We start from the raw sequence: 24,059 nt of genomic DNA on the forward strand, positions 1-24,059 counted from the left end.
CCGGGCATACGCGTCGGACAGCGCTTTCCCGTTGCTGGACCGTTGCCGCCGGCCGGGCACCGAGGCAGCCTAGGCATAAAGCTTCGGAAGGGAAATGAAATGACCGGGATCACCGTCCGCCCACTGGCACAATCCGACCACGCCGACTGGCAGCGTCTGTGGACTGCCTACCTCAACTTCTACGAAACCAGACTGCCGGAGGAGGTCTACGCCGTCACCTGGAAGCGCCTGTTCACGGCGGGTGAGTTCGAACCGAACGGGTTCATCGCCACCCTCGACGGCAAGGCGGTCGGCCTCACGCACTATCTCTACCATCGCTCCTGCTGGTCGCAGATCAACAATTGCTATCTGCAAGACCTGTTCGCCGACCCGGATGTGCGCGGCAAGGGCGTCGGCGCCGCCCTGATCGAAGCGGTCAAGCGGGAAGCCGGCAAGGTCGGCGTCAAGAACGTCTACTGGATGACCCACGAAACCAACACCACAGCGCGCAAGCTCTACGACCACGTGGCGCGGCGGACCGGCTTCATCGAGTATGATCTGCTATAGGCAGTGCGATGTTCATCCCCTTCTTCCTCGAACTGAAGGCTGCGCGGGTTCCCGTCTCGCTCCGAGAATATCTGTCGCTGCTGGAAGGGCTGGAGGCGGGGCTGGTCGACTATGACGTCGAGGGATTTTACTATCTCGCCCGCTCAGCATTGGTGAAGGACGAGCGCCACATCGACCGTTTCGACCAGGTCTTTTCGCACGTTTTCAAGGGCGTCGAAGCGCTGGCTGGCGAAAACGCGGTCGATGTCGAAAACATTCCGGAGGAATGGCTGCGCCGGCTTGCCGAAAAGCACCTGACCGACGAGGAGAAAAAGCTGGTCGAAGCGCTCGGCGGTTTCGAAAAGCTGATGGAAACGCTGAAGAAGCGGCTGGAGGAACAGAAGGGCCGCCACCAGGGTGGCTCGAAATGGATCGGCACCGGCGGCACCTCGCCCTTCGGCGCCTACGGCTACAACCCCGAAGGCGTTCGCATCGGCCAGCATGAAGGCCGCAACCGCCGCGCGGTCAAAGTCTGGGACAAGCGCGAGTTCAGGAATTTCGACGATGCCGTCGAGCTCGGCACCCGCAACATCAAGGTCGCGCTGAAGCGCCTGCGCCGCTGGGTGCGCGAAGGCGCCGAGGAGGAGTTCGACCTGCCCGGCACCATCCACGCCACGGCCGAACATGGCTATCTCGACGTGCAGACGCGACCTGAGCGACGCAATGCCGTGAAGCTGCTGATGTTCTTCGACGTCGGCGGCTCGATGGACGACCACATCAGAAGCGTCGAGGAGCTGTTTTCGGCTGCCCGTGCCGAATTCCGCCAGCTCGAATATTTCTACTTCCACAACTGCCTTTATGAAGGCGTTTGGAAGGACAATCGCCGCCGGCATACGGAAGTGATCCCGACCTTCGACCTCCTCCACAAATACGGCCCGGACTACAAGGTGATCGTCGTCGGCGATGCTTCGATGAGCCCTTACGAGATCGCGCATCCCGGTGGCTCGGTCGAGCACTGGAATCCGGAGGCCGGCGTCGTCTGGCTCGGCCGTCTGCTGCAGCAATGGCCGAACGCGGTATGGTTCAACCCGGAAAACCAGAAGAACTGGGGTTTCACCCATTCGATCGCCATGATCCGCAATATCTTTGGCGGCCGCATGTTTCCGCTGACGCTCGCCGGGCTCGAAGCCGCGACAAAGCAACTTTCAAGGAAGCACTGAATGGATTTCCGGCAAGCAAGACAGGAAGGCCGATGACCTGTTTCCTCTGCCTGCAATGTGGCGTCCAGTTCCCGGCAGCAGCCGCGCCGCCCGACCATTGCCCGATCTGCGAGGACGAGCGGCAATATGTGCGCTGGGAGGGCCAGGCCTGGATCACGCCGGAAGAGCTCGCCGCCGGGCATCGGATCGTGATCAAGGACGATGCCGGCGTGCTCGCCTTCGGCATCGAGCCGCGCTTCGCCATCGGTCAGCGGGCGCTGCTGGCGCAAACCGCGTATGGCAATGTCCTGTGGGACTGCATCTCGATGGTCAGCGACGAGGCGGTGGCCGAAATCAACCGACGGGGCGGCCTGGCCGCGATCGCCATTTCGCACTGCCATTATTATTCGGCAATGGTCGAGTGGAGCGAGGCGTTTGGCGGCGTGCCGATCTACCTGCACGCCGATGATCGCAAGTGGATCATGCGGCCGCATCCGGCTGTTGTCAGTTGGGAGGGTGAGACCCGCGTCCTAAGCCCCGCGCTGACACTTATCCGTTGCGGCGGTCACTTTGCCGGTGGCCAGGTGCTGCACTGGAAACGCGAGGGCGGCGACGCCGTCCTGGCCGGCGACATCTTGCAGGTGACGCCGACTCGCCGCCATGTCAGCTTTATGTACAGCTACCCCAACTACATCCCGCTCAATGCGGCGAAAGTGCTCGGCATCGAGGCTGCGCTGGAGCCTTTCGCGTTCGACCATATCTATGGCGCATGGTGGAACCAGAACGTCATCGGAGATGCAAAGACGGCATTTGCAGCGTCGGTTGCGCGGTATCTCGCGGCGATCGCCTGAGGAATTCTTCGCGGCAGGATCGGAAATACCGGCAAACGCCGTAACAAATGCCTATTTTAGGCGAACTGGGGGAAGACAACCCCAATAGCGGCATGAGCTAAGAGGCGAAAATGGATAGTCACACCTACCCCGTAACCCGCACCGATGCCGAATGGCGCGCCCGGCTGACGCCGGAGCAATATGCGGTGATGCGCAACCACGGCACCGAGCGGCCGGGCAGTTGCGCCCTGCTTCACGAGAAGCGCGCCGGCACCTTTTCCTGTGTCGGCTGCGACCAGCCTTTGTTCGAATCCAAGCTGAAGTTCGAGAGCGGCACCGGGTGGCCGAGCTTCAACGATCCGGTGCCCGGTTCGGTCGAGACGACCGTCGACCGCAGCTATGGCATGGTCCGCACCGAATGCCATTGCGCCCGCTGCGGCAGCCATCTTGGCCATGTCTTCGAGGACGGCCCGCCGCCGACCGGCCTGCGCTATTGTATCAATGGCGTCGCGCTGAAATTCGAGCCGGCCGCCTGATAGGAATTCGACGGTGGCAAAGGACGGCTGCGGCCGCCCTTTGCCGGGCAGCACTTTCCTGTCAGATCACCACCACCAGGATCAGCCACAGCACAGCCCCCAGCGTCATCAGCGAAGCCTTGACGCCACCGGATTTTTCGGCGGTCCGCCACACCGCAAAAGTCAGAAAGAAATTGTACGGCACCGGCGCGAAATGCACCGCCAGAACGAGAGCGAGCGGCAGCTTCAGCCCGAGGAGGATGAGCGCCAGCACCGACACTGCGACGTTGATCGCCGTGCCGACAAGGACAAGATCGCGCCAGAACAGCCGATCGAGCGGGGCCGTGCCTTGCCAGCGCGAGCGGAAGAAACCCGCCGCACGGCCTGCCTCGCCGTCTTCGCCTTCGAAGGTCTCTGGCGCACTCATAGATGCGGCTTTCTCTCGTTCGATAGCAGAGATGTCCAAAGCAGCAAGCCTGTCAACGCAACTCGATCATCGGCACGCAAGCGTATGATCTGACAGATTGTCATCAAACGGTCGTGAAACCTTTCTACGTCGCCCTTGTCGGCATCTCGGCAAGGGTACCTTACCGGAATTTGCCGCCTCCATCATCCAGTCGCCTGACAGGGAGGTCTTGAGATGAGCGATAATGTCTACAACGTGCTGTTTCTTTGCAACGCCAATTCGGCGCGATCGATCATGGCGGAAGCCATCCTCAATCGGATCGGTGCCGGCAGGTTCAAGGCCTTTTCCGCCGGTTCGCAGCCGAAGGGCGAGGTCAATCCCTTCGCACTGCAGCTGCTCGAAAGCCTCAATTACGATACGAGCTCCGCCCGTTCGAAAGGCTGGGACGAGTTTGCCGAGCCCGACGCGCCGGAAATGAATTTCATCTTCACGCTTTGCGACAGCACCGCAAACGAATCTTGTCCGATCTGGCCGGGTCATCCGATGACCGCGCTCTGGTCTATTCCGGACCCAGCCAAGGCGGACGGCACCGAAGCCGAACTGCACCTTGCCTTTGCCGATGCCTATCGCATGCTCAACAACCGTATTTCGCTGTTCACCAACCTGCGGGTGGATGCACTCGACCACCTGGCGCTGCAACAGCATCTCGATGCGATCGGCCGGGATACGGCGAAGCCGAACTAATGCATGTCGCCCAAAAGTGCGCAGCGGTTTTGGGGTAACGACATGCATAAAAACAAAACTAAAGCGCGTCGCACGAATTGCTTCAGACGCGACGCGCTTTAGGCCCAAGCCGCCGACAGGCAGGCGAATTCACGAACCGGCTTCGCCACCCTCGCCGAGAACCTCGTCAACGGCGCGCTCGAAGCGCGATGCTTCCGTCACCAGCCAGTCAGCCATGGCCGGCCAATTGTCCTCGGCAAAGCAGTTCACCCGCCACAGCGAATTGATGCCGAGGCCCTCGCAACTCTGTTCCGGCCTGAGCTTCAACCTGTCTTCGATCGCCGGCTGGAACGGCTTCAACCGCGACCAGGCTTCCGTGGCACCGAACTTCTCGTTGCGGCCGAAGAAGACGCCGACATGGTTCTGCGCCGGCGCGACATACATGGAAAGGACCAAGGCGAAGTCGGGCAACCCGCGCTGCCAGAACCAGGGTCCGCGCCGCGCCATCAGAGCCCTTTCTTCCGGATGCCGTTCCGAAAACAGCGTCCAGAAGCCGCGTTGGCGGAATTCCGAGGCGCGGCGGACGCCAAAGTCGAATTCGCTCATGGTTCGACCCGTTGAGGGCGCCGCAACCGGCGCCCAGGCTGTTACCAGCCTACACCATGCCGAGCGCGGCTTTGTAGAGGTCGAGGATGGTTTCCTCCTCCTGCCGCTCGGCCTGGTCCTTCTTGCGCAGACGGATGATCGACCGCATCGCCTTGGTGTCGAAGCCGGTGCCCTTGGCCTCGGCGAACACTTCCTTGATGTCGTCGGCAATCGTCTTCTTCTCTTCCTCGAGCCGCTCGATGCGCTCGATGAAGGCACGCAGCTGGCCGGCGGCAACAGTCTGGCTGGTTTCGGTGATGTCGTCGGCCATTTTTTCTCCGCATCGTTTTCATTCCGCGACTCAGGAACGTGTCGCGGCGAATTTGCAGCGGTTCGATGCCCGACCGGGGGCGACCGGTCAAGCTGTTATCGATGCGGCATGAAGGGTTAGGCACACCCCAAGGTGTTGAGATTCAGATCAGGCCGAGTCGAAAACGGTGGCTGCCGAGAACCGGAGCGTACTTAAGTACGTGAGCCCGCGCATGATCCCCGAAATCGAGATCGAGTTTTGGAAAGGATCATGCGCAAATCAAGTACTACAGCGTCCTGTGCGCGCCCGAGGGGCGTGCGGCGCTGTAGACAAGCGCAGGCAGCCGGCGTTTGCAGGCCGGCATCACCTGAATATCAACGCACCTTACCCGAATGCGATCAGCAGGTCCTTGGCGTCGATCTGATCGCCGGCCTTGACCAGCACTTCGGCGATTGTGCCGTCGCGCTCGGCATGCAATGCCGTTTCCATCTTCATCGCCTCGATCGACAGCAGCACGTCGCCGGCCTTGACCGCCTGGCCGGCGGCAACGGCAAGCGCCGAGACGACGCCGGGCATCGGCGCGCCGACATGCGCCTCATTGCCCGGCTCGGCCTTGCGCCGCGCCTTGGCGGCGGAAGCGCCATGCGCGCGGTCCGGCACTTTGACCCGGCGCGGCTGGCCGTTGAGCTCGAAGAACACGGTGACCATGCCCTTCTCGTCGACATCGCCGATGGCCAAGCAGCGCACCACCAGCGTCTTGCCCTTCTCGATGTCGACAAAGATCTCGTCTTCCGGCTTCATGCCGTAGAAATAGGTCGGCGTCGGCAGCACGCTGACCGGCCCGTAGGTTTCCTGGGCTGCGGTAAAGTCGGAGAAAACCTTCGGGTACATCAGCCATGAGGCGAATTCGAATTCGCTGAGCTTGCGCTCGAGCTTGTCTTCGATCTCCTTGCGGCTGGCCTTGAGATTGGCCGGCTTCAGCAGGGAGCCAGGCCGGGCCGTGATTGGCCTGTCGCCCTTAAGCACCTTCTTCTGCAGTGCCTCCGGCCAACCGCCGGGCGACTGGCCGAGATCGCCGCGCAGCATCGACACGACTGAATCCGGGAAGGCGATATCCCTGGCCGGATTTTCGACATCGGCAACCGTCAGGTCCTGGCTTACCATCATCAGCGCCATGTCGCCGACAACCTTGGACGACGGTGTCACCTTGACGATGTCACCGAACATCAGATTGACGTCGTGATAGGTCTGTGCCACTTCGTGCCAGCGTGTCTCCAGACCGAGCGAGCGCGCCTGTTCCTTGAGATTGGTGAACTGCCCGCCTGGCATTTCGTGCAGGTAGACTTCCGAAGCCGGCCCCTTCAGGTCGCTCTCGAAGGCGGCATACTGGTTGCGCACCGCCTCCCAGTAGAACGAGATGTTCCTGATCCATTGCGGATCGAGACCCGGATCCCGCTCGGTGCCCTTCAGCGCTTCGATGATCGAGCCCAGGCAAGGCTGCGAGGTGTTGCCGGACAAGGAATCCATCGCCGCGTCGATGGCGTCGACGCCGCTGTCCACCGCCGCCAGCACCGTCGCCGCCGACAGGCCCGACGTGTCGTGCGTGTGGAAATGGATCGGCAGATCGGTCGCCTCGCGTAGCGCCTTGAACAGCACTCGTGCCGCCGCGGGCTTCAGGAGGCCGGCCATGTCCTTGACCGCGATGATATGGGCGCCGGCCGCCTGCAATTCTCTGGCCAGCGCGACATAGTATTTGAGGTCGTATTTGGCTCGGGCCGGGTCGAGTATATCGCCGGTGTAGCAGATCGCCGCTTCGATCAGCTTGCCTTCGGCGCCGACCGCGTCCATGGCGACCCGCATATTATCGACCCAGTTCAAACAGTCGAAGACGCGGAACAGGTCGATGCCGCCGGCGGCGGCCTGTTTGACGAAATGCTCGACGACATTGTCTGGATAGTTGGTGTAGCCAACGCCGTTGGCGCCGCGCAACAGCATCTGCAGCAACAAGTTGGGCGCCGCCTCGCGGACCAGCGACAGGCGCTCCCAAGGGTCTTCGGTGAGGAAGCGCATGGCGACGTCGAAGGTCGCCCCGCCCCAGCATTCGAGCGATAACAGCTGCGGCAGCGCGCGCGCATAGGTGCCGGCAATGCCGGCGATGTCATATGTGCGCACGCGCGTCGCGAGCAGGGATTGGTGTCCGTCGCGCATCGTCGTGTCGGTGACGAGCACTTGCTTTTGCGCCCGCATCCAGGCCGCGAATTTCTCCGGCCCAAGTGCGTCGAGCTTCTGCTTGCTGCCGTCGGGCACATTGCCGTTGAGATAGGGCACCATGGGTGCCGCCGCATCCGCCTTCGGCTGCGGCCGGCCGCGCGTCTCGGGATGGCCGTTGACGCTGACATCGGCCAGGTAGTTGAGCAGCTTGGTCGCGCGATCCTGTCGCTTCACGCTCGCGAACAGTTCCGGCGTCGTGTCGATGAACTTGGTCGTATAGGAATTATCGGCGAAACTCGGATGATTGATGATCGCCTCGAGGAAGGTGAGGTTGGTCGCCACGCCGCGAATACGGAACTCGCGCAGCGCGCGGTTCATGCGGGCGATGGTTTCGGCCGGCGTCGGTGCCCAGGCCGTCACCTTCTCCAGCAGCGGGTCGTAAAAACGGGTGATGACCGCGCCGGAATAGGCGGTGCCGCCATCGAGGCGGATGCCGAAACCGGTGGCGCCGCGATAGGCGGTGATGCGGCCATAGTCGGGAATGAAATTGTGCTCGGGATCTTCCGTAGTAATGCGGCACTGCAGCGCGTGGCCGTTGAGCCTGAGATCCTTCTGCGCCGGCACACCCGATTCCGGCGTACCGATGGCGAAACCGTCGAGGATGTGGATCTGCGCCTTGACGATGTCGATGCCGGTCACCTGCTCGGTGACGGTGTGCTCGACCTGGATGCGCGGGTTGACCTCTATGAAATAGAATTTGCCGGTGTCGGCATCCTGCAGGAACTCGACCGTGCCGGCGCCGATATAGCTCGTTTCGCGAGCGATCTTCAGAGCATAATCGCAGAGCTCCTCGCGCCGTGACATTTCGAGATACGGCGCCGGCGCGCGCTCGACCACCTTCTGGTTGCGGCGCTGGATCGAGCAATCGCGCTCGAACAGGTGCACGGCATTGCCGTGTGTGTCACCCAGCACCTGCACCTCGACATGGCGGGCGCGCTCGATCAGCTTTTCGAGATAGACCTCGTCCTTGCCGAAGGCGGCTTTCGCTTCGCGCTTGCCCTCCGTCACCTCGCGGGCGAGATCGGCTTCCGAGCGGATGGCGCGCATGCCGCGGCCGCCGCCGCCCCACGATGCCTTCAGCATCACCGGATAGCCGATCGTCTTGGCGAGTGCCTTCACCGCCTCGATGTCCTCGGGCAAGGGATCGGTGGCGGGAATTACCGGCACGCCAACTTCGATCGCCAGGTTGCGTGCGGCGACCTTGTTGCCGAGCCTGCGCATCGTATCCGGCTTGGGTCCGATGAAGATGATGCCGGCCTTGGCGCAGGCTTCGGCGAATTCAGGGCTTTCCGACAGCAGCCCATAGCCCGGATGGATGGCATCGGCGCCCGAAAGCCTGGCGACGCGGATCACTTCCTCGATCGACAGATAGCTTTCGATCGGCCCCATATCCTTGGTCAGATGCGGCCCGCGCCCGACCTGGTAGCTTTCGTCGGCCTTGAAGCGGTGCAGCGAGTATTTGTCTTCCTCGGCCCAGATCGCCACGGTTTTGAGGCCGAGTTCGTTGGCCGCGCGGAAGACGCGGATGGCGATTTCGGACCGGTTGGCGACAAGGATCTTCGTGATGGCCAAGGACAAGGCTCCGGACGCTGACGGGAAGGGAACTGGCGCCATGATTAACGCGAAAATGCTGCAGTGCAAACAAAATCGAAGGAAGCGATTAAACCGATTAAACCAATTCTTTCCCTTAGAGCGCTGCGCATTCCCTCGAATGCGCAAAGGACGCTCTAACAATAGGTAATACGTCAAACGAAAAATGCCCGGCGCGAGGCGCCGGGCATTCCAAAATTGTCGTCGTCGACAGGCTTACATCTTCTGGACGTAGGTGTACTTGCCGTCGTCGCCCTTTTTCCATTCGTACATGACGTAGCCAGGCAGCGTCGGATCGCCCTTCTCGTCATAGGAAAGATCGCCCAGCACGGTCTTGAAGGGGCCGTTGGCCTTGAGAGACTTGGCAACTTCCATCGGATCGTTCGACTTGGCGGCAGTCGCGGCTCCCGCGATGGCCTGCATGGCGGCGTAGGAGTAGAGCGTGTAGGCCTCCGGCTCGAAGCCCTGCGCACGGAACTTCTCGACGAGTTCCTTGTTCGCCGGGATCAGACGTGGATCCGGACCGAACGTGTTCAGCGTGCCCGCAACCGCGTCACCCGCGATCGAGGCCAGCTCGTTCGAAACGATACCGTCGCCGGAAACCAGCGTGGCCTTGAGGCCTTGGTCAGCCACCTGGCGGATGATCAGGCCGGCCTCGGTGTGCAGACCACCCCAATAGATGATGGAAACGCCGGCTTCCTTCATCTTGGCTATCAACGCTGAGAAGTCCTTGTCGCCGACATTGACGCCCTCGTACATGACTTCCGTCACGCCGGCAGCGTTCATCGCCTTCTTGGTCTCGTCGGCAAGACCTTGACCATAGGTCGTCTTGTCGTGGATGACCGCGATCTTGGCATCCTTGAAGTTCTCCGCGAGATAGGCGCCGGCGATGCTGCCCTGCTGGTCGTCGCGTCCGCAGGTGCGGAACGTGTTCCACATACCGCGTTCGGTAAACTTCGGATTGGTCGCGGCCGGGGTGATCTCGAGGATACCGTTTTCCGCGTAGACTTCCGATGCCGGGATCGAAACGCCCGAGTTGAAGTGGCCGACCACGAACTTGACGCCGTCGCCGACGAACTTGTTGGCGACCGAGATGCCCTGCTTCGGATCGGAGACGTCGTCGCCGACCGTGAGCTTGATCTGCTCGCCGTTAATGCCGCCGGCCGCATTGATGTCGGCGACAGCCTGTTCGGCGCCCTTTTGCAGTTGCGCGCCGAAGGCGGCGTTCGGACCGGTGATCGGACCGGCAACGCCGACCAGGATGTCAGCCCACGCGCTTCCGCTGAACGCGACGAGCGCGGTCAGGGCGACGGCGGACAAAAGTGATTTTCTCATGTAAAACGCTCCCATTTACAGAGTGGGCGTGGATGATGCTTTCATGCGATGCCCACCTTTACTCGCAGAAAACGTACTTTGCCGATTTTCAGGCACTTGTCACGCCGATTCAGCCCCTAAACGGCGTTAATGGTGAACGTCAACCTTTTGGTTTCCAACTCAAAAGCGATGCTCTTTCGTAAAGCCAGTTATACTGTGTCACCATCTGGTTGGTGCGCGTGTATTGATAACCGATGAAGCCCAATATCATCAGGACGATGGTGTCGACGACGTAGTACTGCAGCGAGAACATCGTGCCGCCGAACAGTGCGTGATGGATGAACCTTACGGCGATGCCGAGGGCGAGCAAATAGGCGAACAATTGGACGAAGCTGCGCCAAGTCTGGGCGCAGGCCTTGCCCGTCATCCATGCCGCCCAGCCGCCAAGCAGGCAGGTGACGAAGAAGAACTGCCAAACCGAGGGTTCCTCATAGAGAATGCCCTGCATGATGAAGACTCCTGAACTCAGTGATGGCCGCCTTCGAGATAGGCGGCGCGCACGTCCGGATCGGCGAGCAGCTCCTTGCCAGTGCCGCTCATCGTCACATTGCCGTTGACCATGACATAGCCGCGCGTGGCGAGTTTCAGCGCGCCGAAGGCGTTCTGCTCGACCAGGAACACGGTCAGCCCCTGCGTGCGGTTCAACTCCCGGATGGCGTCGAAGATCTGCTTGACGATCAGCGGCGCCAGGCCCAGCGACGGCTCGTCGAGCAGGAGCAGCTTCGGTCGCGCCATCAACGCACGTCCGATCGACAGCATCTGCTGCTCGCCGCCCGACAGCGTGCCACCGCGTTGGGCAATGCGTTCCTTCAGGCGCGGAAACAGCGTGAACACCTTCTCGACATCCTCGTCGTAGTGCTTGAGGTTGTCGAGGCTGGCGCCCATCTGCAGGTTTTCCATCACCGTCATGCGCGGGAAGATGCGCCGGCCCTCCGGCGACTGGGCAATCCGCATGCGCGCGATCTCATGGGTCGGCAACTGGGTGATGTCGGTGCCGGCAAAGGTGATGGTGCCCGCCCGCGCCCGTGGAGCGCCAAAAATGGTCATCATCAGCGTCGACTTGCCGGCGCCGTTGGCGCCGATCAGCGCCACGATCTCGCCCTGCTTGACGGTGACGTCGACGCCGTTCAGCGCCCTGATGTTGCCGTAGTAGGTCTGGACGCCCTTGATATCGAGCAGCGTTGTACCGGCCATTTATTTACGCCCTCCACGTCGGTTGGACGCGCCCGGTGTCTTCGGCTTTACCGGAGCCTTGGTGGCCGGCTTTGCCGCGGAGGATTTCGCGGCAGAAGGTTTCGTGCTGGGCTTGGCAGCCGCCGGAGAGGCTGCCTTGCTCGCTGCGGCGACACTCGACCTTGCGTCGACCTGCCCGGCCTTCGAGGCGCCTTTCGACACTGTGACGCGTTCTCCCTCGCTGTGGCCGACTGTATCGGTCACCGGTCCGGCGAAATACGAAGATGATGTGCCCGGGCCGTGCGCCGAATCCGGACCCGTATCCAGTTGCTCGATGACGTCTTCGTCGCCGACCTCGGTCAGTACAGTCTCGACGTCCTCGTCTTCGACGCCGAGATAGGCGGCGATGACACGCGGGTCGGTGCGTACCGCATGCGGACTGCCGTCCGAGATTTTGCGCCCGTATTCGAGCACCACGACATGATCGGAAATCTGCATGACCACCGCCATGTCGTGCTCGATCAGCAGGATCGAGGTCCCGGTGTTGTCCTTGATATCCATCAGGAGCGCGTTGAGCGCCATGGATTCCTTCGGATTGAGCCCGGCGGCCGGTTCGTCGAGGCAGAGCAACTCCGGACCCGTGCACATGGCCCGCGCGATCTCCAGGCGCCGTTGTGCGCCGTAGGGCAGGTCGCCGGCCGGATCGTCGGCTCGATCGACGAGGTCGGCCTTTTCCAGCCAGTGCCTGGCGAGGTCGATCGACTCGGCCGACGCTGTCCGGTAGCCGCTGAAGCCGAACAGGCCGAGGACGGTGTAGCCGGAAGCCTTCATCAGCTTGTTGTGCTGCGCCACCAGCAGGTTCTCGAGCAGCGTCATACCCGAGAACAGACGAATGTTCTGGAAGGTGCGCGCCACCTTGGCGCGCGCCGGAATTTCATGGTTCGGCAGGCGTTCCAACAGATAGCTCGAGCCATCGCGCCGGTTGAGCGTGAGCATGCCTTCAGACGGCTTGTAGAAGCCGGTGATGCAGTTGAACACGGTGGTCTTGCCGGCGCCGTTCGGCCCGATCAGCGCAGTGATCTCGCCGCGCCTGGCCTGGAAGGACAGGTCGCCGATGGCGACCAGACCACCGAACTTCATCGACAGATGCTCGACCTGCAGGATGGCATCGTTCATGGATGGGATCGCGTCACTCATCAGCCGTGGCCCTCCTTGGTGAAGGAGCCGGATACAGCCCTGCTCTCCTTGAGGAAGGCTGTCGGTTCACGACTGCCGACGAAGCCCCGCGGCTTCCACAGCATGACGATGACCATGGCCATGCCAAACAGCAGCATGCGGTAGAGTTCCGGCGTGAAGTCGGGACCGAAGACCTGCTTCAGGAAATCGAGCTCGCGCAGCACCTCGGTGCCGCCGATCATCACCATGGCGGCGACGGCGATGCCGACCAGCGAACCCATGCCGCCGAGCACGACGATGGCGAGGATGATCGCCGATTCCAGGAAGATGAAGGATTCGGGGCTGACAAAACCTTGCCGCGCCGCGAAGAACGAGCCGGCGAAGCCGCCGAACATGGCGCCGGTGGCAAAGGCGGTGAGCTTGGTGGTGGTGGTGTTGATGCCGAGCGAACGGCAGGCGATCTCGTCCTCGCGCAGCGCTTCCCAGGCGCGGCCGACGGGCATGCGCCTAAGCCTTATGGTGACGAACGCAGTGAGCAGGCAGAGCCCGAGGATCAGGTAGTAGAGGAAGATCTTATAATAAGCGCTCGACGTGGCGATGTCCAAAACCTTGGCGATATAGTTCGGATCCGAGACGTTGAACGTCATCAGGCCGAAAAAGGTGACCTTGGGGATGCCGGAGATACCAGCCGAGCCGTTGGTAACCTCACGCCAATTGATCAGCACGAGACGAATGATCTCGCCGAAGGCCAGCGTCACGATCGCCAGGTAGTCGCCACGCAGGCGCAGCACCGGAAAGCCGAGCAGCACCCCCCAGAAGGCGGCCATGGCGCCGGCGGCGGGCAGCAGGATCCAGAACGACAGGCCGTATTGCGTGCCGAGTAGCGCATAGCAATAAGCGCCGACGGCATAAAAGGCGACATAACCAAGATCGAGCAGGCCGGCGAGGCCGACGACGATGTTCAGCCCCCAGGCCAGCATCACATAGATCAGGATTTGAATGCCGTAATTGTCGACCCATTTCAGAGAACCCTGGAACCCGGCGGCCACCGATCCTCCGTACAAGGCAAGCACCAGCACAACGATGATCGGGTAGAGCGCCAGTGCGGTTATACCCAATGCCGAGAAATGGGCATGGATGAAGGTTCGGAAATAAAACATCACCGATGCGAGGGCGTAGATGATCGCCAGCGCCCTCAGGAACCGTGCATAACCGGCCAGAGCGGACCCCAGCAATCCGTCAAGGGAGCCGGCAAGGAAAACCAGCACGGCCACTGTGGCGATGGCAGCGATGAAATAGGGCAGGCGGAAGAACCGCGTCGCCATGCTCTCCGGCAGCAGGCCGGTGGCGACGTCGACGATCTTCTGATTTGCCAGGAAGGGCTGTCCGTAGGCGACGTAGAGAAAACGCCCGGCCATGGTCAGCACAACCACGACGGCAAGAAGCCACCAGCGCTGTACAAGGATCAGCTCATTGGAGATGTTCTGATCGGTCCTCAGGCCGATGAACAGCACGAAAAGGCCGAGCGCGATGGCGCCGGCATAAAGCGCTTCGCGGGTGGCGCGCTGCATGGGGGTGGCGACGATGTCGCGCTCCGGAGATGCGGTGACCGCCATGATCTCAGACCTTTTCGACTTCTGGCCGACCGAGAATGCCGGAAGGCAGGAAGATCAGCACGATCGCCAGGATGGAGAAGGCGGCGACGTCCTTGTAGTCGATCGAGAAATAAGCCGACCACATGCTTTCGATGAAGCCGATCATCAGCCCGCCGAGCACGGCGCCGGGCAACGAGCCGATGCCGCCGAGCACGGCCGCGGTGAATGCCTTCACGCCGGGCGTGAAACCGTCGGAGAAGGCGATGACGCCATAATACATCAGGAACAGCGTGCCGGCGACGGCGGCAAGGGCTGCACCCATGACGAAGGTGATCGAGATGGTGCGGTCGACGTCGATGCCGAGCAATGCCGCCATCTTGCGGTCCTGCTCGCATGCCCTTTGGGCTCGACCCAGCGAGGTCTTGTTGACCAGGTACCAGAACAGCGCCAACAGCAGCGCGGTGACTATGACGATCACGATCTGCTTCAGCGACACGCTGATGCCCTCGATATTATAGACCGTGGACACCATCGGCGGGATCGGCTTGTTGCGTGGCCCCTGCGTCACCTGGACGAAGTTCGACAGCGCGATCGACATGCCGATCGCGGTGATCAGCGGCGCCAGCCGGAACGAACCGCGCAACGGCCGGTAGGCCACCTTCTCGATCGTCCAATTGTACAGGCTGGTCAACAGCATCGCGACGATCATCATGACCAGGAGCGCGATCACCACCGGGACCGAATAGAACAACGCGCCGAGGATGAGGAAAACGATGAGAGCGGTGAAGGCGCCGACCATGAAGATGTCGCCATGGGCGAAATTGATCATGCCGATGATGCCGTACACCATCGTATAGCCGATCGCTATCAGCCCATAGATCGATCCCAGCGTCAGCCCATTGATAAGCTGCTGGACAAAATACTGCATGCTGTCGTGGCTCCCCTGGAATGTCGCCCATGCAGACGCATTCCTTTTCGTATTTCCCCTAGTCGTAAAGTTTCGAGCCCGGATTGCAACGTCATTTTTTAATCGGCATGCGTGATTTTGAAGCACGCAATCGGATTGCCCGTTCTTCCCTTCCCGGCCTCTGGACTATCGCGGACCCTATCATTGGCATAACGCAATGTCTTTGGCGATTCGTCGTCAAAATGCACGCCGTTTCGAACGAATCGCCGTCAAAATAAGTTCATGAGCGGGATCGTTGCGCCATCGAAGCGATCGATCTTTGCGTTCCCTTTCATTTCCCCGGGTCAGGATACTCTCTATTTGACGACGAATCCGTGCGCGAACGGATCGCGATCGTCGATGAAGATCGTGTTCAATCCGGTCATGCGCGCCCAGCCACCGATCGAGGGAATGATCGCCGGCTTGTCCGCCACCGTGACTTCCTTCTCGACCCTGCCTTTGAACAGCGAGCCGATGATCGATTCGTGGACGAAATCGTCGCCAGACCTAAGCTTGCCCTTGGCGTGAAGCTGCGCCATCCGCGCCGAGGTGCCGGTGCCGCAAGGCGAGCGGTCGATCGCCTTGTCGCCGTAGAAGACAGCGTTGCGCGCATCCGCCTGGCTGTCGGTCGGCGCACCCGTCCACAGCATATGCGAAAGCCGGTCGATGCCGGGATTCTCGGGATGCACGAAGGCGTACTTCTCGTTGAGCCGCTGCCGCACCACCGGGCTCCAGGCGATGAGGTCGCTGGCGGAATGGTCGGCCATGTCGCGATAGTTCTTTTGCGGCTCGACGATGGCGTAGAAATTGCCGCCATAGGCGACGTCGACGATGATCTCGCCGAGCTGCGGACATTCCACCGTCAGTCCCTCGGCATGGAGGAAGGACGGCACGTTGGTGATTCGCACCTCCTCGACATATTCGCCGACCTGTTTGTATTCGGCGGTGACCAGGCCGGCCGGTGTGTCCAGCCTGAGCAAACCCGGCGTCTTCGGCTTGACCAGCCCGTGCTCGATGGCCATCGTCACCGTGCCGATGGTGCCATGACCGCACATTGGCAGACACCCCGAGGTTTCGATGAACAGGATGGCGATGTCACAATCGGGCCGCGTCGGCGGATAGAGGATCGAGCCGGACATCACGTCATGGCCGCGCGGCTCGAACATCAGCCCGGTGCGGATCCAGTCATACTCGGCCAGGAAATGCGCGCGCCGCTCCATCATCGTCGCGCCCTGGAGCAGCGGTCCGCCGCCGGCGACCAGCCGCACCGGATTGCCGCAGGTGTGACCGTCGATGCAGAAGAAGGAGTGGCGCGCCATGTCTAGATCCCGTCAGAAGCGGTTCGGGGAAAACGCAGAAAGATCAAACACCGGATTTTGGCCGAGAATGAGATCGCGGACCAGGCGCCCGGTGGCAGCTGCCTGGGTCAGGCCGAGATGGCCGTGGCCGAAGGCATAGACGATCGTGCCGGCATGCCTGGCGCCACCGACCACCGGCAGCGAATCCGGCAGCGACGGCCGAAACCCCATCCATTCGCGGCCGCCGGCTGGGTCAAGCCCCGGCAGGAATTTTTGTGCCTTGTCGAGCAGCGCTTTCGAGCGGGCGTAATTGGGCGGCCGCTCGATCCCGCCGAGCTCGACCGCGCCGCCGACGCGCACACCGGTTTCGAGCGGGGTGATGACGAAGCCGTGGCCGGAGAAGATCAGTTGCCGCTTCACACCGAAGGCGGTTTTCGGCAGGGTCGTGTTGTAGCCGCGCTCGGTTTCGAGCGGGATGCGGTCTCCGATATGTTTCGCCAGGAGATGCGACCACGCGCCGGCGGCGATGACGAGGCATTTTGCTTGCCGCACCCTACCGTCGGCCAGCGTCAACGTCGCGCCATCCTGCCCCGCTCCGACATGGTCGATCCGAGCCTTTTCGAAACGCGCGCCGTTCTTCTCAGCAAAGGTCCAGATCGCCTTGCCCAATAATTTCGGATCCGTAACGGTCTTCCATCCCGGCACGAAAGTGCCCTTGACGAAACGCGGCGACAGGCCGGGCTGCAAGGCGACGAGAGCATCGCCCTCGACATGGCTGAAGCCGATGCCGAAGCGTTGCCTGGCCGCCCAGCCGGGCAGCGATGCCTTGAACTCGGCCTCGCTCTCGTAAAGTTCGAGCGATCCGTCCTCGCGCAGCATGTTTCCGGTGCCCGAGCGCGCCATCAGCCCGGCCCATTCGGCCTCGGCGAGCCGCATCATCCGGGCCTGCGCCGCGAGGCTGGCCTCGTAGCGGTCGCTTCGTCCGGCGCGCCAGAAGCGGATAAGCCAGGGCAGCAGCTTGGGCAGGTAGGCGGGCGGGATGCTGAGCGGGCCGAGTGGGTCGGCAAGCCATTTCGGCAGATGCCTGATCATGCCCTTGTGGGCCAGCGGCAACACATCGGAAAAGGCCAAGGCAGCGGCATTGCCGGAACTCGTTTCCTCGCAGATGCCCGTTCGATCGAAGATCGTGACGTTTCGCCCCGCCTCGGCCAGATAGGCGGCGACACAGATGCCGATGATGCCGCCGCCGATAATGGCGATGTCGAGCGTCGCATCGCTATTCATGGCTGCGCGCCGCGCTGCATGGCTCGGCCTCCGCCTCGCTCCGCAACTTGGAGCCAGCCTCCTCATCCGGCCCTTCGGCCCGCCTTCTCCCAGTCGGGGAGAAGAGGCTGACGCCAGCGGTTGCGACCTCTTCTCCCCTCGGGGAGAAGGTGGCCGCGAAGCGGCCGGATGAGGGGGTCCGCGACATTGCCACCCTTAGAATTGTGGCAGCACGGGCCGCACCGCCAGCGCATCCCTGACGATCTTTTCGACGGTCTTTCGGCGCTCGCCCGACAGCGGCTGGCGCGGCATGCGCACGCGGTCGTTGGTGTTGATCGCCAGGACTTCGGCGAGCTTGATGTTCTGCACCAGATAGGTCGACACGTCGAGGTCGAGCAGCGGCCGGAACCAGCGGTAGATTTTCAGCGCCTCCTCGCGGCGGCCCTGCTTCATCAACTGATAGATCGCGACCGTCTCGCGGGGGAACGCGGTGACCAGTCCCGCCACCCAGCCGATGGCACCGACCGACAGCGCCTCGAACGCAAGATTGTCGACGCCGGTGAACAGGTCGTAACGGTCGCCGAAGCGGTTGATGATTTCGGTCGAGCGGCGGATGTCGTCGGAGGATTCCTTGATGGCGACGAAACGCTTGTCCTTCGCCAGTTCCTCCATCTGATCGACGGTGACGTCGACGCGGTAGGCAAGCCGGTTGGAATAGATCATCACCGGCAGGTCGCCGGCCTCCGCAACGGCACGCAGCGCGGCGACCGTCTCCTCCGCATTGGTGTGGTAGATCGGGCTCGGCACCACCATCAGCCCATTGGCCCCCTCCTTGGCGGCGCGGCGCGCGATTGCCGCCGCCTCGCGCGTGCCGGGTTCGTTGACCGTCAGCAGAACCGGTTTGTTGCCAGCGCTCTTCTGCGCGGTCTTCAGCACGTCGATCTTCTCGTCATGCGAGAGCATCGGCCCCTCGCCGAGCGAACCGCAGACGATGATGCCGTCGCAGCCGGCCTCCATCTGCAGCGCAAAGCAGCGCTCCATCTCGGCGTGGTCAAGGCGGTCGTCCTCGGTGAATTTGGTCGTGACGGCGGGGAAAACTCCAGTCCACATGGTGGTCGCTCCATCTGATATATCAGTCGTATATTTCTCAACAAACGGACTGTCAACACGGAATTCGCTATGATATATCAAAAAATATCAGGAGTTCGCCTTTGATATTCAATGAAACAAGCCCAGCGTTCGAGCCAGTGGCGACGAAAGCCTACCGGGTGCTCGAGCACATGATCGTAACGCTCGAACTGGCGCCTTCAAGCTTCATCACCGAGGGCGCCGTGATCGACAGGCTGGGACTTGGCCGCACGCCGGTGCGCGAGGCGATCCAGCGACTGGCGTGGGAGGGACTGCTGGAGGTCCGGCCCCGTGCCGGCATCGCCATTGCCCCGCTCCATCCCGGCGACTGGTTGCGCGTTCTCGATGCACGGCGTGGCGTCGAGGTGGTTCTTGCCCGTTCGGCCGCCCGCTTCGTCACCCGTGAGGCCGCCGACCTGTTTCACGATGCCGCGCTTGCCATGCAGAAGGCGGTGATATCAGGCAATGTACTAGCCTTCATTCAGGCCGACAAGGCGCTCGACGAGGCGCTGGCACTGGCGGCCGACAACCCGTTCGCCGCGCGGCTGGCTGCTCCCTTGCAGACCCACAGCCGCCGCTTCTGGTTCCGCTACAAGGCCGATACCGGGCTCGCCGAATCGGCCGAGCACCACGTCGCGCTGATCCGCTCGATCCTCGACGGCGACGAAGACGCCGCCGCCAAGGATGCCAAGCGCCTGATGGCGCTGCTGCGCGGCCATGCCGAGGCGGCTGCCACGCGCTAGCAGGTCGGCATCAAAGCTTCGGCTGGCTTTTTGAGTCCCGCCCATCTCAAAAAGGCATCGAGCGCGCCTGGTCTGACGGCGAAAGAAAGAGCAAAAGACCGGAAAGCGCCCGGAGGCTGCTGCCAGGTGCCGAGCATCGCCTAATTTCCGTCATGCGTCCTGATCGGCCGGGATCATCACGTTTTCCCAATGTTCGCCGGCCGCGACGATGCAGCTTCTGCCGGCGACATCGGTAACGATGATCGTCCAGCTTCCGGTGTCGGCGACATAGACTTCCATAATCGCCATCTGACCGATCAGCCCGAAAGCAAACTGTCTTTCCTGGAACTCCTCGCTCAGGTGGGCGACAAGATCGCCATGTTCAACGCAGTATTGATATTGGGCGCTTGCGGCGTTCGTACCCACCGCCAATACGCCAGCAAGAACCAGGGTTTTCACCCAGACCAACAGCGATTTGCGTGCCATAGGGCACCTCCTTTGCCATCACGTCCGGCAAAGGGGGCGCGTCATTTTGCCGGAACGATCCAGGCCGGTTCCGACGTCGTCACCATCGCGTCGTTCCTTTCCGTGTTCCGGTCTGTCATTAGCGGGGACGATTCAAGATGTTCCCACTATGTTCCGTATATGGTGTCGGCAACGAAAAAGCGCAAGCAGGCGCCCGCTGGGGCGCCTGTGGATCAGTTCAAGATCGTCGCCCAGAATCGCGGCCTGCGCGGCCATGCCGAGGCGGCTGTCACGCGCTAAGCGGCTCAGGTGCCTGGCAGTGCGGCTGTCGTCACCGCGCTCTCCCAGCCTTCACCCACCGAAACCACGCAGCTTTGTCCGCGTGTGTCGCTGGCGAGGATGGTCCAGGTGCCTTTATCGGAAACGAAGACTTCAACAATCACATTCGGATTGACGACGCCGAGCGCGGTCGGATTTTCCCGGAACTTCTCGCCGAGCGCCTTGATCATGTCGGCTCGTGGCGCGCATTGTTCGGCCGCTGTTGCCGGAGCGGCGGAAAACGCGGCAGCCGCCGCGCCAACTATCGACACCATAAGACGCATCATCTGACACCTCCTTGCGCCGGCCGATCTCCCCGAAGCTGTCGCCAGCGCTTGATCTGCCGCGCCTTCTCGCGGCAGGATTGCAGATTAAGGTTTCTGCCGCCGCCTGGTTCCATCACATTAGCGTTCACGCACATACGGGCCGCGACTGGTCAACAAAAAGGCCCGGTCGCTAGCCAGGCCCTTTTCTTCTCGATTTACAAATCTGGACCAGCTTGTCGACCGGCTAGTTCATTGTCGGGATGACGAATTCGGCCGTCTTTGACGCCTGCCCGCGCCCGCAGCCGAAGGCGAGGACGCGCAAACAAGCAACTGTCCGGCTAGTTCATTGTCGGGATGACGAATTCGGCCCGTCCCTGATGCCTGCCCGCGCGCCCGCAGCCGAAGGCGAGGACGCGCAAACAAACAATCGTCCGGCTAGTTCATTGTCGGGATGACGAATTCGGCCCGTCCTTGATGCCTGCCCGCGCGCCCCCAGCCGAAGGCGAGGACGCGCAAACAAACAATCGTCCGGCTAGTTCATTGTCGGGATGACGAATTCGGCGCCGTCCTTGACGCCGGACGGCCAGCGCGAGGTCACCGTCTTAGTCTTGGTGTAGAAACGGAACGCGTCCGGTCCGTGCTGGTTGAGGTCGCCGAAGGAAGACGCTTTCCAGCCGCCGAACGTATAATAGGCGATCGGCACCGGGATCGGCACGTTGATACCGACCATGCCGACCTGGACTCGCGAGGCGAAGTCGCGGGCTGCATCGCCGTCGCGGGTGAAAATGGCGACGCCGTTGCCCATTTCGTGGTCGTTGGCGAGCTTGATCGCGTTCTCGTAAGTCGGCGCGCGTACTACGGAGAGCACCGGCCCAAAGATCTCTTCCTTGTAGATGCGCATGTCGGCGGTCACGTTGTCGAACAGGCAGCCGCCCATATAGTAGCCGTTCTCATAGCCCTGCATGGAAAAGCCGCGGCCGTCGACGACCAGCTTGGCGCCTTCCCTGACGCCGGTATCGACATAGCCCTTGACCCGCTCCAGCGCCTGCGCCGTCACCAGCGGGCCGAAATCGGCGGACGAATCCGTCGACGGGCCGACCTTCAGGCTTTCGACGCGCGGCACCAGCTTTTCCATCAGCCGATTGGCGGTATCGTTGCCGACCGGGACAGCCACCGAGATCGCCATGCAGCGCTCGCCGGCCGAGCCGTAGCCGGCGCCGATCAGCGCGTCGACGGTCTGGTCCATGTCGGCGTCGGGCATGATGATCATGTGGTTCTTAGCGCCGCCGAAGCACTGCACGCGCTTGCCGGCCGCGCAGCCGCGCGAATAGATGTACTGGGCGATCGGCGTCGAGCCGACAAAGCCGATGGCCTTGATGTCGGGATCGTCGAGGATGGCGTCGACCACGTCCTTGTCTCCGTTGACGATATTGAGGATGCCCGCCGGCAGGCCGGCCTCGATGAACAGCTCGGCGATGCGAATCGGCACGCCGGGGTCGCGCTCCGAAGGCTTCAGGATGAAGGCGTTGCCGCAAGCGATAGCCGGCGCGATCTTCCACAATGGGATCATCGCCGGAAAATTGAACGGCGTGATGCCGGCAACGACGCCGAGCGGCTGGCGCATCGAATAGACATCGATGCCGGGGCCGGCGCCGTCGGTGAACTCGCCCTTCATCATGTGCGGTGCGCCGATGCAGACCTCGACCACTTCCAGGCCGCGCTGGATGTCGCCCTTGGCGTCGGCGATGGTCTTGCCGTGTTCGCGCGCCAGAATGTCAGCCAGCGCATCATACTCCCGGGCGACCAGTTCGAGAAACTTCATCAAGACGCGCACGCGCCGCTGCGGATTGGTCGCCGCCCAGCCGGGCTGCGCCGCCTTGGCGTTTTCCACAGCCGCGCGCAGTTCAGCCTGCGAAGCCAGCGCCACCGTGCCGCGCACCGTGCCGTCCATCGGCTGCATGACGTCCTGCTTGCGGCCGCTGGTCCCTGCGACACGCTTGCCGCCGATAAAATGACCGTATTCGATCATGGTTTCTCTCCCTGTATTTGTGATGCGCTATTGTCCGCCTTTGCGCGGCCCATGGCAACGCCAGCGAAAACGCAACCGTTGTGCGGTAAATAGATAGCGGTGCGCGGCTGTGCATCAATTGCCGCAAATGGTAAGAATGCAGGTCCCTAGCAGCAAGGATTGAGAAACTGAGTTCATTCGCGCCCCCTCTGTCCTGCCGGACATCTCCCCCACGAGTGGGGAGATTGGCTGTCATCCCGACTTTCGCCAACCCGTTGCAAGGAAGTCGCCGCCGGAGCGGCCGGCCGATCTCCCCCCAAGTAGGGGAGATGTCCCGCAGGACAGAGGGGGGCGCCTTGGAGCGCTGCCGTAATCGTCGTCATACGGATCACCCTCATGAATTGGGATGACGTCCGCATCTTCCTCGCCGTGGCGCGTGCCGGCCAGATCCTTGGCGCGGCCAAGCGGCTGGAGCTCAACCACGCCACCGTCTCGCGCCGCGTCGCCGCACTCGAGGATGCGCTGCGCACAAAACTTTTTCGTCGGCTGACCACCGGCAGCGAGCTGACGCCGGCTGGCGAGCGCTTTCTCGACATCGCCGAGCGCATGGAAGGCGACATGATCGCCGCGCGCTCGACCGTGGCGGGCGAAGGCGACGATGTTTCGGGCACGGTGCGCATCGGCGCGCCTGATGGTTTCGGCGTCGCCTTCCTGGCCAAACGCCTCGGCGCACTGACGGCGCTTCACCGCGAACTCACCATCCAGCTGGTGCCGGTGCCGCGTTCCTTCTCGCTGTCCAGGCGCGAAGCCGACATCGCCATCACCGTGGAGCGGCCGACCGAAGGCAGGCTGGTGGCGGGGAAGCTGGTCGACTACACGCTCGGCCTGTTCGCGTCCCGCGCCTATACCGAAACGCATGGCCTGCCCCAGACGCCCGCCGAGCTCGGCCGGCACACGCTGATCGGCTATGTGCCGGACCTCATCGTCAGCCCGTCGCTCGACTATGCGGCCGAGTTCAGCGCCGACTGGCGCGCGAGCTTCGCCATCTCCTCGGCACTCGGCCAGGCTGAAGCGGTGCGCTCCGGCGCCGGCATCGGCATTCTGCACACCTTCGTCGCCCGTTCGATGCCGGAACTGGTGGCTGTCGACATTGTCGCGCCCATCCGCCGCGCCTACTGGTTGGTCTATCACGAATCGGTCAGACCGCTGCGCCGCGTCCAGATCGTCGCGAGCTTCATCACCAAGGCGGTGGAACGGGAGCGAAGCCTGTTCGTCTGATGATATTCATCTGACGCGGCGAAGTGTGTTGAAGCTTGATCCAAGTCGCGGGCAAGTTCCTCACCGCGCTCGAATGCGTGAAGGACACTTCCGAT

22 protein-coding genes and 3 pseudogenes are annotated in these 24,059 nt (G+C 62.3%); 8 read left to right on the top strand and 17 right to left on the bottom strand.

What is annotated here, in order from left to right:
• Positions 1-99 precede the first annotated feature (99 nt).
• The 4 genes from ACWTU8_RS25215 to msrB all read left to right on the top strand — a co-directional run bounded on the left by ACWTU8_RS25215 (position 100) and on the right by msrB (position 3,090).
• Positions 100-546 carry an N-acetyltransferase family protein gene (locus tag ACWTU8_RS25215; protein ID WP_455850286.1) on the top strand — a complete coding sequence of 149 codons (447 nt, stop codon included), beginning with the start codon at positions 100-102 and terminating at the stop codon, positions 544-546.
• Positions 547-554: 8 nt separating this feature from the next.
• Positions 555-1,745, top strand: a complete 1,191-nt coding sequence (locus tag ACWTU8_RS25220; protein ID WP_455850287.1) for a vWA domain-containing protein — start codon at positions 555-557, stop codon at positions 1,743-1,745.
• Positions 1,746-1,777: 32 nt separating this feature from the next.
• Complete coding sequence (locus ACWTU8_RS25225) at positions 1,778-2,575, top strand: MBL fold metallo-hydrolase (RefSeq protein ID WP_455850288.1); 798 nt, start codon at positions 1,778-1,780, stop codon at positions 2,573-2,575.
• Positions 2,576-2,685: 110 nt separating this feature from the next.
• The gene (gene msrB / locus ACWTU8_RS25230) at positions 2,686-3,090 is read left to right on the top strand and encodes a peptide-methionine (R)-S-oxide reductase MsrB (protein WP_027152870.1); all 405 of its coding nucleotides are present in this window, start codon (positions 2,686-2,688) and stop codon (positions 3,088-3,090) included.
• 61 nt (positions 3,091-3,151) lie between these two features.
• On the opposite strand, the gene ACWTU8_RS25235 is transcribed toward msrB, so the two are convergent.
• Positions 3,152-3,496 (bottom strand): hypothetical protein, encoded by a 345-nt coding sequence (locus ACWTU8_RS25235; RefSeq protein WP_128342557.1) that lies wholly within the window; start codon positions 3,494-3,496, stop codon positions 3,152-3,154.
• A 213-nt stretch (positions 3,497-3,709) separates the two neighbouring features.
• Here ACWTU8_RS25235 and ACWTU8_RS25240 point away from each other — a divergent pair, with 213 nt between their 5' ends.
• Complete coding sequence (locus ACWTU8_RS25240) at positions 3,710-4,219, top strand: arsenate reductase ArsC (protein WP_455850289.1); 510 nt, start codon at positions 3,710-3,712, stop codon at positions 4,217-4,219.
• 129 nt (positions 4,220-4,348) lie between these two features.
• Here ACWTU8_RS25240 and ACWTU8_RS25245 read toward each other — a convergent pair whose 3' ends face one another.
• The 13 genes and pseudogenes from ACWTU8_RS25245 to ACWTU8_RS25305 form a co-directional block, all read right to left on the bottom strand.
• A complete protein-coding gene (locus ACWTU8_RS25245; protein ID WP_455850290.1) occupies positions 4,349-4,804 on the bottom strand; it encodes a hypothetical protein in 456 nt (151 codons plus the stop codon).
• 49 nt (positions 4,805-4,853) lie between these two features.
• Entirely contained in the window at positions 4,854-5,114 is a 261-nt protein-coding gene (locus ACWTU8_RS25250) for a DUF2312 domain-containing protein (RefSeq protein ID WP_023800031.1), read from the bottom strand.
• Positions 5,115-5,477: 363 nt separating this feature from the next.
• Positions 5,478-8,936: a pyruvate carboxylase gene (gene pyc / locus ACWTU8_RS25255; RefSeq protein WP_455850291.1), complete on the bottom strand. Its 3,459-nt coding sequence runs from the start codon at positions 8,934-8,936 to the stop codon at positions 5,478-5,480.
• Positions 8,937-9,170: 234 nt separating this feature from the next.
• Positions 9,171-10,289, bottom strand: a complete 1,119-nt coding sequence (locus ACWTU8_RS25260) for a branched-chain amino acid ABC transporter substrate-binding protein (RefSeq protein WP_455850292.1) — start codon at positions 10,287-10,289, stop codon at positions 9,171-9,173.
• Positions 10,290-10,428: 139 nt separating this feature from the next.
• Positions 10,429-10,776 carry a DUF6867 family protein gene (locus ACWTU8_RS25265; RefSeq protein ID WP_455850293.1) on the bottom strand — a complete coding sequence of 116 codons (348 nt, stop codon included), beginning with the start codon at positions 10,774-10,776 and terminating at the stop codon, positions 10,429-10,431.
• A gap of 17 nt (positions 10,777-10,793) precedes the next feature.
• Positions 10,794-11,522, bottom strand: coding sequence for an ABC transporter ATP-binding protein (locus tag ACWTU8_RS25270; RefSeq protein ID WP_029348958.1), 729 nt, complete (start codon positions 11,520-11,522; stop codon positions 10,794-10,796).
• A 9-nt stretch (positions 11,523-11,531) separates the two neighbouring features.
• A pseudogene (locus tag ACWTU8_RS25275) lies at positions 11,532-12,698 on the bottom strand (ABC transporter ATP-binding protein); the annotation flags it as partial.
• Positions 12,698-13,819 (bottom strand): annotated as a pseudogene (gene livM, locus ACWTU8_RS25280) (high-affinity branched-chain amino acid ABC transporter permease LivM); the annotation flags it as partial. The pseudogenes livM and ACWTU8_RS25275, both read right to left, overlap by 1 nt.
• Before the next feature lie 195 nt (positions 13,820-14,014).
• Positions 14,015-14,293: pseudogene (locus ACWTU8_RS25285) on the bottom strand (DUF3382 domain-containing protein); the annotation flags it as partial.
• Positions 14,294-14,297: 4 nt separating this feature from the next.
• The gene (locus ACWTU8_RS25290; protein ID WP_455850294.1) at positions 14,298-15,200 is read right to left on the bottom strand and encodes a branched-chain amino acid ABC transporter permease; all 903 of its coding nucleotides are present in this window, start codon (positions 15,198-15,200) and stop codon (positions 14,298-14,300) included.
• A gap of 335 nt (positions 15,201-15,535) precedes the next feature.
• A complete protein-coding gene (locus ACWTU8_RS25295) occupies positions 15,536-16,537 on the bottom strand; it encodes a 4-hydroxyproline epimerase (protein ID WP_455850295.1) in 1,002 nt (333 codons plus the stop codon).
• 12 nt (positions 16,538-16,549) lie between these two features.
• Positions 16,550-17,800 (bottom strand): NAD(P)/FAD-dependent oxidoreductase, encoded by a 1,251-nt coding sequence (locus ACWTU8_RS25300; protein WP_455850296.1) that lies wholly within the window; start codon positions 17,798-17,800, stop codon positions 16,550-16,552.
• 195 nt (positions 17,801-17,995) lie between these two features.
• A complete protein-coding gene (locus tag ACWTU8_RS25305) occupies positions 17,996-18,889 on the bottom strand; it encodes a dihydrodipicolinate synthase family protein (protein WP_455850297.1) in 894 nt (297 codons plus the stop codon).
• Between the two features lie 101 nt (positions 18,890-18,990).
• Here ACWTU8_RS25305 and ACWTU8_RS25310 point away from each other — a divergent pair, with 101 nt between their 5' ends.
• Entirely contained in the window at positions 18,991-19,650 is a 660-nt protein-coding gene (locus ACWTU8_RS25310; protein ID WP_455850298.1) for a GntR family transcriptional regulator, read from the top strand.
• Between the two features lie 150 nt (positions 19,651-19,800).
• Here the strand turns inward: ACWTU8_RS25310 and ACWTU8_RS25315 are convergent, their stop codons facing one another.
• Positions 19,801-20,115, bottom strand: coding sequence for a hypothetical protein (locus ACWTU8_RS25315; protein WP_455850299.1), 315 nt, complete (start codon positions 20,113-20,115; stop codon positions 19,801-19,803).
• 12 nt (positions 20,116-20,127) lie between these two features.
• Between ACWTU8_RS25315 and ACWTU8_RS25320 the strand changes: the two genes are divergently transcribed.
• Positions 20,128-20,394, top strand: a complete 267-nt coding sequence (locus ACWTU8_RS25320) for a hypothetical protein (RefSeq protein WP_455850300.1) — start codon at positions 20,128-20,130, stop codon at positions 20,392-20,394.
• Between the two features lie 5 nt (positions 20,395-20,399).
• Here ACWTU8_RS25320 and ACWTU8_RS25325 read toward each other — a convergent pair whose 3' ends face one another.
• Complete coding sequence (locus ACWTU8_RS25325) at positions 20,400-20,699, bottom strand: hypothetical protein (RefSeq protein ID WP_029348981.1); 300 nt, start codon at positions 20,697-20,699, stop codon at positions 20,400-20,402.
• 511 nt (positions 20,700-21,210) lie between these two features.
• Positions 21,211-22,707: a CoA-acylating methylmalonate-semialdehyde dehydrogenase gene (locus ACWTU8_RS25330; RefSeq protein ID WP_455850301.1), complete on the bottom strand. Its 1,497-nt coding sequence runs from the start codon at positions 22,705-22,707 to the stop codon at positions 21,211-21,213.
• 375 nt (positions 22,708-23,082) lie between these two features.
• Here ACWTU8_RS25330 and ACWTU8_RS25335 point away from each other — a divergent pair, with 375 nt between their 5' ends.
• Entirely contained in the window at positions 23,083-23,964 is an 882-nt protein-coding gene (locus ACWTU8_RS25335) for a LysR family transcriptional regulator (protein WP_455850302.1), read from the top strand.
• Positions 23,965-24,059 lie beyond the last annotated feature (95 nt).

It is taken from the genome of Mesorhizobium sp. BHbdii, from assembly GCF_053848045.1.

Bases quoted from the DNA above. Each gene is read 5' to 3' on its own strand.
- ACWTU8_RS25215 (WP_455850286.1), top strand. From the start codon at position 100: ATGACCGGGATCACCGTCCGCCCACTGGCACAATCCGACCACGCCGAC.
- ACWTU8_RS25220 (WP_455850287.1), top strand. From the start codon at position 555: ATGTTCATCCCCTTCTTCCTCGAACTGAAGGCTGCGCGGGTTCCCGTC.
- ACWTU8_RS25225 (WP_455850288.1), top strand. From the start codon at position 1,778: ATGACCTGTTTCCTCTGCCTGCAATGTGGCGTCCAGTTCCCGGCAGCA.
- msrB (WP_027152870.1), top strand. From the start codon at position 2,686: ATGGATAGTCACACCTACCCCGTAACCCGCACCGATGCCGAATGGCGC.
- ACWTU8_RS25235 (WP_128342557.1), bottom strand. From the start codon at position 3,496: ATGAGTGCGCCAGAGACCTTCGAAGGCGAAGACGGCGAGGCAGGCCGT.
- ACWTU8_RS25240 (WP_455850289.1), top strand. From the start codon at position 3,710: ATGAGCGATAATGTCTACAACGTGCTGTTTCTTTGCAACGCCAATTCG.
- ACWTU8_RS25245 (WP_455850290.1), bottom strand. From the start codon at position 4,804: ATGAGCGAATTCGACTTTGGCGTCCGCCGCGCCTCGGAATTCCGCCAA.
- ACWTU8_RS25250 (WP_023800031.1), bottom strand. From the start codon at position 5,114: ATGGCCGACGACATCACCGAAACCAGCCAGACTGTTGCCGCCGGCCAG.
- ACWTU8_RS25260 (WP_455850292.1), bottom strand. From the start codon at position 10,289: ATGAGAAAATCACTTTTGTCCGCCGTCGCCCTGACCGCGCTCGTCGCG.
- ACWTU8_RS25265 (WP_455850293.1), bottom strand. From the start codon at position 10,776: ATGCAGGGCATTCTCTATGAGGAACCCTCGGTTTGGCAGTTCTTCTTC.
- ACWTU8_RS25270 (WP_029348958.1), bottom strand. From the start codon at position 11,522: ATGGCCGGTACAACGCTGCTCGATATCAAGGGCGTCCAGACCTACTAC.
- ACWTU8_RS25290 (WP_455850294.1), bottom strand. From the start codon at position 15,200: ATGCAGTATTTTGTCCAGCAGCTTATCAATGGGCTGACGCTGGGATCG.
- ACWTU8_RS25295 (WP_455850295.1), bottom strand. From the start codon at position 16,537: ATGGCGCGCCACTCCTTCTTCTGCATCGACGGTCACACCTGCGGCAAT.
- ACWTU8_RS25300 (WP_455850296.1), bottom strand. From the start codon at position 17,800: ATGAATAGCGATGCGACGCTCGACATCGCCATTATCGGCGGCGGCATC.
- ACWTU8_RS25305 (WP_455850297.1), bottom strand. From the start codon at position 18,889: ATGTGGACTGGAGTTTTCCCCGCCGTCACGACCAAATTCACCGAGGAC.
- ACWTU8_RS25315 (WP_455850299.1), bottom strand. From the start codon at position 20,115: ATGGCACGCAAATCGCTGTTGGTCTGGGTGAAAACCCTGGTTCTTGCT.
- ACWTU8_RS25325 (WP_029348981.1), bottom strand. From the start codon at position 20,699: ATGATGCGTCTTATGGTGTCGATAGTTGGCGCGGCGGCTGCCGCGTTT.
- ACWTU8_RS25330 (WP_455850301.1), bottom strand. From the start codon at position 22,707: ATGATCGAATACGGTCATTTTATCGGCGGCAAGCGTGTCGCAGGGACC.
- ACWTU8_RS25335 (WP_455850302.1), top strand. From the start codon at position 23,083: ATGAATTGGGATGACGTCCGCATCTTCCTCGCCGTGGCGCGTGCCGGC.